12 protein-coding genes are annotated in these 13010 nt (G+C 61.4%); 5 read left to right on the forward strand and 7 right to left on the reverse strand.

Annotated elements, in window-relative coordinates; genetic code table 11:
• Window positions 1–39: 39 nt before the first annotated feature.
• Window positions 40–1119 carry a glycerophosphodiester phosphodiesterase gene (gene glpQ / locus ACJ8IM_RS16015; RefSeq protein ID WP_033649644.1) on the forward strand — a complete coding sequence of 360 codons (1080 nt, stop codon included), beginning with the start codon at window positions 40–42 and terminating at the stop codon, window positions 1117–1119.
• 54 nt (window positions 1120–1173) lie between these two features.
• On the opposite strand, the gene yigL is transcribed toward glpQ, so the two are convergent.
• Together yigL and pldB are read right to left on the reverse strand one after the other, a co-directional pair.
• Window positions 1174–1971: a sugar/pyridoxal phosphate phosphatase YigL gene (gene yigL, locus ACJ8IM_RS16020; RefSeq protein ID WP_033636660.1), complete on the reverse strand. Its 798-nt coding sequence runs from the start codon at window positions 1969–1971 to the stop codon at window positions 1174–1176.
• Window positions 1972–1975: 4 nt separating this feature from the next.
• A complete protein-coding gene (gene pldB, locus ACJ8IM_RS16025) occupies window positions 1976–3019 on the reverse strand; it encodes a lysophospholipase L2 (RefSeq protein WP_033654016.1) in 1044 nt (347 codons plus the stop codon).
• Between the two features lie 147 nt (window positions 3020–3166).
• Between pldB and rhtB the strand changes: the two genes are divergently transcribed.
• Window positions 3167–3787: a homoserine/homoserine lactone efflux protein gene (gene rhtB / locus ACJ8IM_RS16030; RefSeq protein ID WP_004934282.1), complete on the forward strand. Its 621-nt coding sequence runs from the start codon at window positions 3167–3169 to the stop codon at window positions 3785–3787.
• Window positions 3788–3834: 47 nt separating this feature from the next.
• Here rhtB and rhtC read toward each other — a convergent pair whose 3' ends face one another.
• From rhtC to pldA, 3 genes are read right to left on the reverse strand one after another with little or no spacing between them, the layout of a single operon-like run.
• On the reverse strand, window positions 3835–4455 hold the full coding sequence (gene rhtC / locus ACJ8IM_RS16035) for a threonine export protein RhtC (RefSeq protein ID WP_016929486.1): 621 nt from the start codon (window positions 4453–4455) through the stop codon (window positions 3835–3837).
• 12 nt (window positions 4456–4467) lie between these two features.
• Window positions 4468–6300, reverse strand: a complete 1833-nt coding sequence (gene recQ, locus ACJ8IM_RS16040; protein ID WP_033636658.1) for an ATP-dependent DNA helicase RecQ — start codon at window positions 6298–6300, stop codon at window positions 4468–4470.
• Window positions 6301–6343: 43 nt separating this feature from the next.
• Window positions 6344–7222, reverse strand: a complete 879-nt coding sequence (pldA, locus tag ACJ8IM_RS16045; protein WP_033654015.1) for a phospholipase A — start codon at window positions 7220–7222, stop codon at window positions 6344–6346.
• A gap of 203 nt (window positions 7223–7425) precedes the next feature.
• Between pldA and ACJ8IM_RS16050 the strand changes: the two genes are divergently transcribed.
• Together ACJ8IM_RS16050 and rarD are read left to right on the forward strand one after the other, a co-directional pair.
• Window positions 7426–7896 (forward strand): thioesterase family protein, encoded by a 471-nt coding sequence (locus ACJ8IM_RS16050; RefSeq protein ID WP_033636656.1) that lies wholly within the window; start codon window positions 7426–7428, stop codon window positions 7894–7896.
• A gap of 65 nt (window positions 7897–7961) precedes the next feature.
• The gene (rarD, locus tag ACJ8IM_RS16055) at window positions 7962–8849 is read left to right on the forward strand and encodes an EamA family transporter RarD (RefSeq protein ID WP_033636655.1); all 888 of its coding nucleotides are present in this window, start codon (window positions 7962–7964) and stop codon (window positions 8847–8849) included.
• A 16-nt stretch (window positions 8850–8865) separates the two neighbouring features.
• Here rarD and corA read toward each other — a convergent pair whose 3' ends face one another.
• On the reverse strand, window positions 8866–9816 hold the full coding sequence (gene corA, locus ACJ8IM_RS16060) for a magnesium/cobalt transporter CorA (RefSeq protein WP_004934262.1): 951 nt from the start codon (window positions 9814–9816) through the stop codon (window positions 8866–8868).
• Between the two features lie 445 nt (window positions 9817–10261).
• Between corA and ACJ8IM_RS16065 the strand changes: the two genes are divergently transcribed.
• Window positions 10262–10735: a WbuC family cupin fold metalloprotein gene (locus tag ACJ8IM_RS16065; RefSeq protein ID WP_033636654.1), complete on the forward strand. Its 474-nt coding sequence runs from the start codon at window positions 10262–10264 to the stop codon at window positions 10733–10735.
• Window positions 10736–10780: 45 nt separating this feature from the next.
• On the opposite strand, the gene uvrD is transcribed toward ACJ8IM_RS16065, so the two are convergent.
• Window positions 10781–12943: a DNA helicase II gene (gene uvrD / locus ACJ8IM_RS16070; RefSeq protein ID WP_033654014.1), complete on the reverse strand. Its 2163-nt coding sequence runs from the start codon at window positions 12941–12943 to the stop codon at window positions 10781–10783.
• Between the last annotated feature and the right edge of the window lie 67 nt (window positions 12944–13010).

Consider the following 13010-nt stretch of genomic DNA (forward strand, 5'->3'; position numbering starts at 1 on the left):
TTTTTACTACCCTGCCCCCAACAACACGGAGAAAACGGAATGCGGACTCAAGTCAAAGCCCTGCTGACAGGGATCATTCTCGCTACCTCAATGGTCAGCGCCGCGCAGGCGGCGGACAAAGTAGTGATCGCCCACCGCGGTGCCAGCGGCTACCTGCCGGAACACACCCTGCCGGCGAAGGCGATGGCCTACGCGCAGGGCGCCGATTACCTCGAACAAGATCTGGTGATGACCAAAGACAACGAGCTGGTGGTGCTGCACGACCATTACCTCGATCGCGTCACCGACGTCGCCGAACGCTTCCCGGACCGCGCGCGCAAGGACGGCCGTTATTACGCCATCGACTTTACGCTGGCGGAGATCAAATCGCTGAAGTTCACCGAAGGCTTTGAAATCGAAAACGGCAAGAAGGTGCAGGGCTACCCTGGCCGCTTCCCGATGGGCAAATCCGACTTCCGCGTACACACCTTCCAGGAAGAGATCGAGTTCGTGCAGGGTCTGAACCATTCGACCGGCAAGAACATCGGCATCTACCCTGAAATCAAGGCGCCGTGGTTCCACAAACAGGAAGGCAAGGACATCTCCAGCAAAGTGCTGGCGGTGCTCAAGCAATACGGCTACACCGGCAAAAACGACAACGTCTACCTGCAGTGCTTCGACGCCAACGAGCTCAAACGCATCAAGAACGAGCTGGAGCCGAAGCTGGGCATGGATCTGAAGCTGGTGCAGCTGATCGCCTATAACGACTGGCAGGAAACCTACGAGCAGAAAGCCGACGGCAAGTGGGTAGAATACGACTACGACTGGATGTTCAAGCCGGGCGCGATGCAGAAAATCGCTCAGTATGCCGACGGCATCGGGCCGGACTACCACATGCTGGTGGTGGCGGATAAATCCAAGCCGGGCCACATCGTGCTGACCGACATGGTGAAAGAAGCGCACGCCAGCAAGCTGGCGGTACATCCGTTCACCATCCGCGCCGATGCGCTGCCGAAGTACGTGACCGACGTGAACCAGCTGTATGACGTGATTTACAACCAGGCCGGCGTCGACGGCGTGTTCACCGACTTCCCGGACAAGGGCGTGCAGTTCCTGCAGAAGCAGGGCCAGCACAAGTAATGCCAAGGGCGCCGCAAGGCGCCCTTGTTATTTCCGAGAAACGTCCGGGTTATGTCAGAGGAACATCTTGCGCAGGTAGTGCGGCACCGCGTTATCGACGTTGGAGCCGATCACTTCCAGCTCCGGCAACATATCCTTCAAGCGCTGATGCGCGTCGCGCATGATGCAGCCCTTGCCGGCCATCGACAGCATCTCCAGATCGTTCATGCCGTCGCCGAAGGCGATGCACTCTTGCAGCGTATAGCCGATGATCTTGGCCACTTCTTCCAGCGCATGCCCTTTCGACACGCCGCCCGCCATCACTTCCAGGCAGGTCGGGAACGAGAAGCTGACGTTGACCCGATCGCCCCAGCGCGCGTTGATGGCGTCTTCCACCTGCAGCAGCCGCTCGTGATCTTCACAGGTGAAGTAAACCTTGCAGACGCCGTCGGTTTCCAGCAGGCCCGGTTCGAACAGCTGATATTTGAACACCGACTCCTGGAAGAATTCTTCCTGCTCCGGGCTTTCGCGGTTGGTAAACCAATCGTCGTTGCGGTAGACGTTGGTGGTGATCTCCGGATCGTCGTGCAGCATGCCGTACAGATCGCGGGCGATATCCTCGTCCAGGTTGTGGCTGAAAATCAGCTCGCCGGCGGTGTTGTGCACCCGCGCGCCGTTGGAGGTGATCATAAAGGCGCTGATCTCCAGGCTGTCGCGGATCTGCGCCACGTCGATATGGTGGCGGCCGGTGGCGAATACGAAATGCACGCCGCGCTGGGTCAGCAACTTCAGCGTTTCTTTGGCGTACGGCGACAGGGTATGGTCGGGAGACAGCAGCGTGCCATCTAAATCGGAAGCGACGACGTGATACATAGCGTTATGTTCTAACCTCTGATGGAGTTGTCGGCGGCAGCGCGCCGCCTAAGTGTTGAGCAAAGAAGCGCAGGATTGCGTTCAGTGCTTCGGCGCGCATCGCGTCCCGCTCGAACAGGATCTCATGGCGTGCGCCGTTGATAACCCACGGAAGCCCCCCTTCGCAAGGGCGCCCCGCGTCTGACAGAGCCTGACAAAAAGCCTGGTGCGAACGGTTGTCGACGACTCGTTCTTCACCGGCTTGCAAAAGCAACAGCGGCGTTGTGATCGCCCCGGCCCGAGCGATAATCTGCCGGCCGGCGCGGATGCTCTCCCGCACCCAATGGTAGGTCGGCCCGCCCACCTGCAGCTCGGGGTAATCGGCGTAATAGCGCAGGCTGCGCCGGTAGCGTTCGCGGCTGTGGGTCAACACGTTGACCACATACGGCAGCGGCCGCCACTGGCCGGTGCCCACCGCGTAATAGTCGCGGATCGCCGGGCGGCTCTCCGCCCAGTCGAGAATGCGGTCGGCCAGCCAATCCGGCATCGGCAACTGGATGCCGAACATCGGCGCGCAAAACGCCGCCGCGTCGAACGCCTGCGGCCGGCGCTGCAGGAACTGCGCCAGGATCGCGCCGCCCATCGAATGCGCCAGCGCGAAGCGCTGCCGATAACCGCGCGATTCGACCTCGCGCTGCCAAAGCTGCTCGAAATCGTCCACGTAGTCGGCGAAGTTTACCACATGACCGCGGTGCGTATCCGCCAGTAAACGGCCGGAGCGCCCCTGGCCGCGATGATCGACGATCACCACGTCGTAACCGCAGTGGAACAGATCGTAGGCCACCTCGGGGTATTTCACGTAGCTTTCGATGCGGCCGGGGCTGACCACCACCACCCGCTGATGCCGCGCGGAACTGAAACGCACAAAGCGGATCGGCACGCCGTCCACGCCGCTGAACTCGCCCTCTTCCCGCAGCCGCCAGAAGTCCAACAGCGGCCCGGTGGCGAAGGCAGCGAACTGCGTTTCACGCGTTAACCAGTCATCGGAGCTGAGAGTGAACGAGGTCATCGAGAGCGTTTTCCCTGTGGGGCCGGCGGAAAATGTGACCGCTGGCACAAGAAATCATACTAGCGTATTGTGATTCAATTCTTACAAAAAACGGCGCCGCCTCGGCGCATTGTGGCACAAAACGACACTTTCAGGGAGCCGAGAACCATGACCTTGGACTGGTGGTTAACCTATCTGCTGACCACGCTTATCCTCAGCCTGTCCCCCGGCTCAGGCGCCATCAACACCATGAGCACCGGCATCAGCCACGGCTATCGCGGCGCCGCCGCGTCGATCGCCGGGCTGCAGGTCGGGCTGAGCGCGCACATCGTGCTGGTAGGCATCGGCCTCGGTGCGCTGATATCGCAATCGCTGCTGGCGTTCGAGCTGCTGAAATGGCTGGGCGCCGCCTACCTGGTGTGGCTCGGCATCCAGCAATGGCGCGCCGCCGGGGCGCTGGATCTGCATGCGCTGGCGGGCAGCATGCCGCGCCGCCGTCTGTTCCGCCGCGCGGTGCTGGTCAACCTGACCAACCCGAAAAGCATCGTGTTCCTCGCCGCGCTGTTCCCGCAGTTCATTTTGCCCAATCAGCCGCAGGCCGAGCAGTATCTGGTGCTCGGCGTCACCACCGTGGTGGTGGATATTCTGGTGATGATCGGTTACGCCACCCTGGCGACGCGCATCGCCGGCTGGCTGAGAACGCCGCGCCAAATGCAGCTGCTCAACCGGCTGTTCGGCTCGCTGTTCATTCTGGTGGCGGGGCTGCTGGCGACCGCCCGCAAGGCCTGAAAAAAAGGCCGGGCATCGCTGCTCGGCCTTGGGCATGTCACTGCCGATCAGCGGGTAAAGATCAGGTGTAACCCGAAGCCGGTGAACAGCACCCCCGCCACCCCGTCGATCCACTTGGCCAACCGCTGGTAGCCGCGGCGCATCGCCGGCAGCGCGAACACCACCGCCACCAGGCTGAACCAGACGAAGGTCTCGGCGACGATCAGCAGGAACAGTCCCCAGCGTGCCCCGGCGCCGACGCTGTCGCCGACGAACAGCGAGAACACGCTGCCGAAATAGATCACCGCCTTCGGGTTGGACAGATTGGTCAGGAAGCCGCGAATAAAGCTGCGCCCGGCCTTCGGCAACGCTACTTGGGCCTCCGCCGCCGGCTGCGCTTGCTGCGCCCGCGCGGAACGCAGCAATTGCCACCCCATCCAGCACAGGTAAATGCCGCCGCCGACCATGATGATCTGATGCAGCCAGGCCATCTTCTGCAGGATCAGATGCAGCCCCATCAACGCCACGCCGGCCCATACCACGATGCCGAGAGAAATGCCGACCACGCCCATCATCGCCTCGCGGCGCGAGCGGCTGGCAGCGGTTTGCGACACGAAAAAGAAGTCCGGCCCCGGGCTCATCAGCGCAATCAGATGCACCAGCGCCACGGTGAGAAACAGCATCAGCATGATTTATCGCCCTCAGTCTTCATCATTGTCGAGATGGTCGCGGATCATCGCCATAAAGGGCGCGCCGAAACGCTCCAGTTTGCGCTGGCCGACGCCGTTGACGCTCAGCAGATCGCCGGCCTTGATCGGCATCTGCTCGGCCATTTCCAGCAGCGTGGCGTCGTTGAACACCACGTAGGGCGGAATGTTTTCTTCATCGGCGATCGATTTGCGCAGTTTGCGCAGCTTGGCGAACAGCTTGCGATCGTAATTGCCGCCGTAGGATTTTTGGTTGGCGCTGCCGCGCGACTTCAGGCTCTGGATACGCGGCACCGCCAGCTGTAGCGCCACTTCGCCGCGCAACACCGGACGCGCCGCCTCGGTCAATTGCAGCGCCGAGTGCATGGCAATGTTCTGGGTGATAAAGCCCAGGTGGATCAGCTGGCGCAGCACGCTGGTCCAGTGTTCGGTGGTCTGATCGCGGCCGATGCCGTACACCGGCAGTTTATCGTGGCCGTATTCGCGAATGCGCTGGTTGTTGGAGCCGCGCAGCACTTCCACGATGTACCCCAGGCCGAAGCGCTGGCCGACGCGGTACACGCAGGACAGCGCCTTGCGCGCATCCTCCAGCCCGTCATAGCGCTTGGGCGGATCGAGGCAGATATCGCAGTTGCCGCAGTTCTCGTGCTTGCCTTCGCCGAAGTAGTTGAGCAGCACCAGGCGGCGGCAGGTTTGCGCCTCGGCGAACGCGCCCATGGCGTTCAGCTTGTGGCGCTCGATGTCCAACTGCTGCCCGGCGGGTTTTTCCTCCAGACAGCGGCGCAGCCAGGCCATGTCGGCCGGATCGTACAGCAGGATGGCTTCGGCCGGCAGACCGTCGCGCCCGGCGCGGCCGGTCTCCTGATAATAGGATTCGATATTGCGCGGGATGTCGAAATGCACCACGAAGCGCACGTTGGGTTTGTTGATGCCCATGCCGAAGGCGACGGTGGCCACCACCACCTGCAGATCGTCACGCTGGAACGCTTCCTGCACCTGCGCGCGGCGATCGTTGTCCAGCCCGGCGTGGTAGGCGCCGACGCTCAGCCCGCGGCTTTGCAGGCGCGCGGCGGTGTCTTCCACCTTGGCGCGGCTGTTGCAATAGATAATGCCGCTCTTGCCGCGCTGATCCTGCACGAAGCGCCACAGCTGATCGAGCGGCTTGAATTTTTCCACCAGCGTGTAGCGGATGTTCGGCCGGTCGAAGCTGCTGACCTGCACCAGCGGATCCTGCAACGACAGCAGGCGCACGATATCGCCGCGGGTGGACTCGTCGGCGGTGGCGGTCAGCGCGATCACCGGCATCGACGGGAAGCGCTGTTTCAGCTGACCCAGCGCGCGATATTCCGGCCGGAAGTCATGGCCCCACTGCGAAATACAGTGCGCCTCATCCACCGCCAGCATCGCCGGCGGGCAGTGGTCGAGCAGGTTGAGGAAGCTTTCCATCATCAGCCGTTCCGGCGCGATGTACAGCATCTTAATGGTGCCGTTGCGGCAGCCGGCCATGACGTCCAGCTGCTCCTCGCGGGTTTGCGTCGAGTTGTAGCAGGCGGCGGAAACGCCGTAGGCCAACAGTTGGTCGACCTGGTCCTTCATCAGCGAGATCAGCGGGGAAACCACCAGGGTCAGGCCGTCCATCACCAGCGCCGGGATTTGGTAACACAGCGACTTGCCGCCGCCGGTCGGCATCACCACCAGGCAATCCTGCCCGCCGATCGCGGCGTTGATAATCGTTTGTTGGCCCGGACGGAATTGCTGGTAGCCGAAGGTATCGCGCAATACCTGCTCGGCCAGCAACTCTCTGTTAATCACTGCTGCGGTTGACACACACTTCCCCATTTTTTCATCGGTACACACCCACCGGGTATGATTACATAATATCGTTCAGCATGACACCAACGCCCACCCGTGTCTGCCGGAAGTTGTAGTCGATCAGCGATTCGCCGTAGCCGCTGAACACCTGGGTATAGAATCGCACGTTGCGGGTGATCGGGTAGCTCCAGCCCAGTTCCGCGCCGCCGTAGCCGCTGTTCCAGTTGTAGTGGCTGTCGACGCTGAACACGCTGTCGCCCCAGGCGTAACCGACCTTCAGCCGGTAGTATCCCATGTATTTGGTGATGTCCGGGTTGTCGTCGTTGCTCGAGCTCTCCGAGAAACGGAACCAGGGCTTGAGATCCACCTGCCAGTTGCCGTTTTGCGCCATCAGCCGCGCATAGCCGCGATTCCAGCTGCGCGACGTCGGGTCCGAGCGGCCGTTGGATTGATGGTTAACGCCGATTTCAACATCGCGCAGCGTCCAACCGGCAAAGCGGTAATCGGTCGCCCACCCCACGAACAGCTGCGGCTCGTAGTTGGTCTCGCGGAACGGCGAAGACTCGCCGCGGTTGGACAATTGCCACCAGGAGCGCTGAGTATAAGACGCGCCGAGCACCGAGTTGTCGCCGGCAATGCCCCGCCACAGCGGAAACGCCAGGCTAAGCTGGTATTTCACCTCGTCCTTGCGCGCCTTGTCGGCCCAGTTGTATGTCTTGATGGCCTCTTGGTTGATATCGCTGGTGTCGGTATACAGCAGGTAATTGGGATCGTAAGGGTACAGCGTGAACGGATTATCGTGCTCCTGCAGCAGGTTGGCGATAATGCTGCCGCGCACCGCCAGCTTATCGTGAATCTGCTGCTCTTTGGCTTCCGCAGCCAATGCCAGCGCCGGCATCAGCAGCGTGGCGGAAACGATCCCTGACAAAATGCGCATAACCTCTCCTCACTCCAACGAAAAAGGGCAATCCCGGAAAAAATCAGGCCATTTTACACACAAAGGAGGCTTTACCGCAGCGCAGGCCGGTTTTATTGGAATAGTCTGGAAAGCAACAAAGGTTAAGCATAAAATCAACATTCCATTAACCTGGACTGACCAGTTAGCTCCCTTAAAACGCAAAAGAAAAACGGAAACCCGCTATGTCGACCACACCACTGACCCTGGAAGCCGCCCGCCGCAAGATCGGCGAAATCTTTGTCTACCACATGCCGTTCAACCGCGAGCTTGGCCTGGAGCTGCGCCGCTTCGACGATGATTACGTCGAGCTGAGCTTCACCAACCAGCGCAAGCTGGTGGGCAACGCCGCACAGGAAATTCTGCACGGCGGCGTGATCGCCGCGGTGCTCGACGTCGCCGCCGGGCTGGCCTGCGCCGGCGGGGTGCTGACGCGCATGGAGCCGCTGATCGAAGAAGAGATCGCCGCCAAACTGTCGCGCATGGGCACCATCGATCTGCGCGTCGACTACCTGCGCCCCGGCCGCGGCGAACACTTCGTCGCCTCCGCCAGCGTGCTGCGCAGCGGCAATAAGGTCGCCGTCGCGCGCGTAGAACTGCATAACCACGACGGCCTGCATATCGCGACCGCGACCGCCACCTATCTGGTCGGCTGATGATTGTGTGCGGTGGGCGTCTTCAGTACACTCACCGCATCTTACGTTCCCCACCGAGTGACGTCATGGACGCAAAGCAAACGCGTCAGGGCATTTTCTTCGCCCTGGCCGCCTATTTTATGTGGGGCATCGCCCCGGCCTATTTCAAACTGATTCAGCAAGTATCCGCGGACGAGATCCTTACCCACCGGATCATCTGGTCGTTTTTCTTCATGCTGGCGCTGATCACGCTGGGCCGCAACTGGCCGAAAGTGCGCGCCGCCTGCCAAAATCGCAAACGGCTGCTGCTGCTGGCGGTCACCGCGCTGTTGATCGGCGGCAACTGGCTGCTGTTCATCTGGGCAGTGAACAACCACCATATGCTGGAAGCCAGCCTGGGCTACTTCATCAACCCGCTGGTTAACGTGCTGTTGGGGATGCTGTTTCTCGGCGAGCGCTTTCGCCGCATGCAGTGGGTGGCGGTGGCGCTGGCGTTCACCGGGGTGCTGGTGCAGCTCTGGCAGTTCGGTTCGTTGCCGATCATCGGTCTGGGGCTGGCGTTCAGCTTCGCCTTCTACGGCCTGCTGCGCAAGAAAATCGCCATCGACGCCCAGACCGGCATGCTGATCGAAACGCTGTGGCTGCTGCCGGTGGCGGCGGCCTATCTGTTCCTGTTCGCCGACAGCCCCACCAGCCACCTGAGCGCCAACCCGTGGTCGCTGAACCTGCTGCTGGTCGCCGCCGGCATCGTCACCACCGTGCCGCTGCTGTGCTTCACCGCGGCGGCCACCCGGCTTCGCCTGTCGACGCTCGGTTTCTTCCAGTATCTCGGCCCGACGCTGATGTTCCTGCTGGCGATCACCTTCTACGGCGAAACCGTCGGCCAGGACAAACTGGTGACCTTCGGCTTTATCTGGGCGGCGCTGATCCTGTTCACCCTCGACGCGCTCTACACCCAGCGCAAGCTGCGCTGAGCCCGGCGCCGCCGGGTTACAGCCAGTTCTTGCGCTTGAAGTACAGGTAAGGGGCCAGACCGGCCAGGATCATCAAGGTGATGGCGCCCGGGTAGCCGAACGACCATTTCAGCTCCGGCATGAATTCGAAGTTCATGCCGTAGCTGGAGGCCACCAGCGTCGGCGGCAGGAACACCACCGACACCACCGAGAAGATCTTGATGATGCGGTTCTGTTCGATGTTGATGAAGCCCATCGCCGCCTGCATCAGGAAGTTCACCTTCTGGAACAGCGATTCGTTGTGCGGCAGCAGGGATTCGATATCGCGCAGCACTTCACGCGCCTGCTCCAGCTGGCCGGTCGGCAGACGCGCCTTGCGCACCAGGAAGTTGAGCGCGCGCTGGGTATCCATCAGACACAAACGCACCTTCCAGCCGATATCTTCCAGCTCCGCCAGCGTCGACAGCGCGGCGTCGTATTCATCGCCCTGATGCCCTTCCATGATCACCCGGCTGAGCTGTTCCAGATCGCTGTAGATGTTCTCTATCTCGTCCGCCAGCTGTTCAATCTTGGTTTCGAACAGATCCAGCAGCAGTTCGTAGGCGTTGCCTTCGAGCATGGTCTGGTTGCGGGCGCGCATGCGGTACAGGCGAAACGCCGGCAGTTCACGCTCGCGCAGGGTATACAGGCGGCCGTCGCGGATGGTGAACGCCACCGTGGAGTTGCCGGCGTGATCTTCCGCATCTTCAAAGTAGAAGAAGGAGTGGATATGCAGACCGTCTTCATCTTCGAAGAAACGGGCGGAGGCTTCGATGTCGTCCAGTTCGGGACGCGTCGCCAGGCTTTGTCCCAGCTCATTCTGCACGCGCTCACGCTCGCCCTCTTCCGGCTCGACCAGATCAACCCACAGCGATGACGTGAGATCATCCGAGTCGTCCAGCTCCAGACGGGACAAGCGGCGGTTATCTAATTTAAAAGCGCTCAGCATGTGCCAAAACTCCGTGAAGGTAACGGGTGCGGACAACGCGTTGAAGCACAGAAACAGAGGGGATGCGTATCACCGATTTGTTTCAGACCATGAAGAGATCTGACTCATAGCGACGCTTTGCGGGGTCGCCGACAACCACGAAGGCTATCAGCAAAAACGGAGAGCCTTAGAAGTTATACCTGCGGCGCAGGTCAGTGAGCCAGTATCTACTGGGTGTGTCCAAGGCGTCTGTCCTCAATGATAATAGTGCGCGCATGTTACGCCGAGAAGAAAAAGCCTGTCAACACGTTAGGCGGGATAATTGCGCAACAAATCATCACGATGTTCAATGGCAAAAATGGCGCCTAAACCGTACTGAAAAAGTCGCGGCGATCGCTTACCGCCACCAAGAATGTTGCTAAGATGACATCACCCTAATGGTACGACAAGCATGCGGATTTAAACGATGAAACAGATTACCGCCCATGAACTGACCGCGATGAGCGAACAGGCCGCCAGCGTGCCCCGCCTGCGCGCGCACCGCACCTTACACGAAGAGTTGAGCGACCCGGTGCAACGCCTGGCGATCGCCATGGAACCCGGCACCTATATCCGCCCGCACCGTCACCCGCAAACCTGGGAACTGCTGACGCCGCTGCGCGGCCGTTTTGTCGTGCTGCAGTTCAACGATGACGGCGTCGTGACGCAGCGCACCCTGCTCGGCGAAGAAACCAAAGTGCTGGAGATGCCGGCATTTACCTGGCATGCGGTGTTGTCGGTCGATGCCGGCGGCGTGGTGTTCGAAGTAAAGCAGGGCCCGTATCAGGCGTTGACCGAAGAGGACTGCATGCCGTGGGCGCCGCAGGAAGGCGGTGAAGGCACCGAAGCGGTGATGCGCTGGTATGCCACCGCGCAGGTCGGCGATCGCTACCCTCACTGATCCTGAACGATTGCAGGGGCTGCCCCTGCAACGCGCCCCTCTCTTTTATACCGTTTCCAGGCGAGCGTAGGCCGCCACCAGCCACTTGATGCCCTCGCCCGGGAAGGCGATCTGCAGCCGGCTGTGCTCGCCGCTGCCCTCCAGATTGACGATGGTGCCTTCGCCAAACTTGGGATGGCGCACGCGCTGGCCCAGCTTGTAGCCGGTATCGTTCTCGCTGATCGGCGTGCCCATACGGCGGTGATTGACCGGGCGCGATACGCTGGCGCGCAGGCGCACTTCTTCCACGCACTCTTCCGGCAGTTCGCCGATAAAGCGCGACGGCCGGTGGTAAACCTCTTTGCCATACAGACGGCGCGTTTCGGCATAGGTCAGCGTCAGCTTCTGCATGGCGCGCGTTACGCCCACATAGGCCAGGCGGCGCTCCTCCTCCAGACGGCCGCCTTCATCCAGCGACATCTGGCTCGGGAACATGCCCTCTTCCATCCCGACGATAAACACCAGCGGGAACTCCAGCCCCTTGGCCGAGTGCAGGGTCATCAGCTGCACCGCGTCCTGATAGGCGTCGGCCTGGCCTTCGCCCGCTTCCAGCGCCGCATGCGACAGGAACGCCTGCAGCGGCATCAGATCCTGATCTTCGTCCTGATAGCTGAACTGGCGCGTCGCCGTCACCAATTCCTCAAGGTTTTCGATGCGCGCCTGCCCCTTTTCGCCTTTCTCCTGCTCATACATGATGAACAGCCCGGAATCGCGGATCACCCGGTCGGTCTGCACGTGCAGCGGCATGTCGGCGGTTTCGTGCGCCAGCGACTCCACCAGCTCGATAAAGCGCTGCAGCGCCGACGCAGCGCGGCCGGCCAACACCTTGTCCTGCATCAGCTCACGCGTCGCCTGCCACAGCGTCAGCTGGCGATCGCGCGCCGCCTGGCGCACCACGTCGAGGGTGCGATCGCCGATGCCGCGCGTCGGGGTGTTGACCACGCGCTCGAAGGCTGCGTCGTCGTTGCGGTTGGAAATGAGGCGCAGGTAAGCCAGCGCATCCTTGATTTCCTGGCGTTCGAAGAAGCGCTGGCCGCCGTAGATGCGGTACGGCATCGCCGTCTGCAGCAGCGCCTCTTCCAGCACGCGCGACTGGGCGTTGCTGCGGTACAGGATGGCGCAGTCGTTCAGCGCGCCGCCGTTGTCCTGCCAGGTCTTGATGCGATTGACCACGAAGCGCGCTTCGTCGAGTTCGTTGAAGGCGCAGTAGATGGAGATCGGTTCGCCTTCGCCGCCTTCGGTCCACAGGTTTTTGCCCATGCGCCCGTCGTTGTTGGCGATCAGGGTGTTGGCCGCTTTCAGGATGTTGCTGGTGGAACGGTAGTTCTGCTCCAGGCGGATGGTTTCCGCGCCGGGGAAATCTTTCAGGAAGCGCTGGATGTTTTCCACCTGCGCGCCGCGCCAGCCGTAGATCGACTGGTCATCGTCGCCGACGATCATCACGTTGCTGTTGCCGCCCGTCAGCAAACGGATCCACGCGTACTGGATACTGTTGGTATCCTGGAATTCGTCCACCAGCACGTTGGTGAAACGTTCGCGGTAGTGGTTGAGGATATGCGGCTTGTTCAGCCACAGCTCGTGCGCGCGCAGCAGCAGCTCGGCGAAATCCACCAGCCCCGCGCGATCGCAGGCTTCCTGATAGGCCTGGTAGATGCGCAGCCAGGTGGCTTCTACCGGGTTGTTGTAGGTCTCGACGTGCTGCGGGCGCAGGCCCTCGTCTTTCTTGCCGTTGATGTACCACATCGCCTGACGCGGCGGCCACTGCTTCTCGTCGACGTTCAGCGCCTTGATGATGCGCTTGAGCAGCCGCAGCTGGTCGTCGCTGTCGAGGATCTGGAAATCCTGCGGCAGGTTGGCTTCCAGGTGGTGGGCGCGCAACAGACGGTGCGCCAGGCCGTGGAAGGTGCCGATCCACATGCCGCCCTGGCTGGTGCCGATCAGATGTTCGATACGGTGGCGCATTTCCGCCGCCGCCTTGTTGGTGAAGGTCACCGCCATGATCGAATACGGCGAGCAGTTCTCCACCGACAGCAGCCAGGCGATGCGATGCACCAGCACCCGCGTCTTGCCGCTGCCCGCTCCGGCCAGAACCAACAGGTTGCTGCGCGGCGCCGCCACGGCTTCACGTTGTTTTTCATTCAGGCTGTCGAGCAGATCGGAGACGTCCATAGGCACCACTAATGGTTAAGGGAAAACCCGCCGCTGACGGGTTTTTCACTGGAAATTTATACAGAGT

The sequence above is a fragment of the Serratia sp. CY33525 genome (genome assembly GCF_052169115.1).
GTDB classification, from domain to species: domain Bacteria; phylum Pseudomonadota; class Gammaproteobacteria; order Enterobacterales; family Enterobacteriaceae; genus Serratia; species Serratia sarumanii.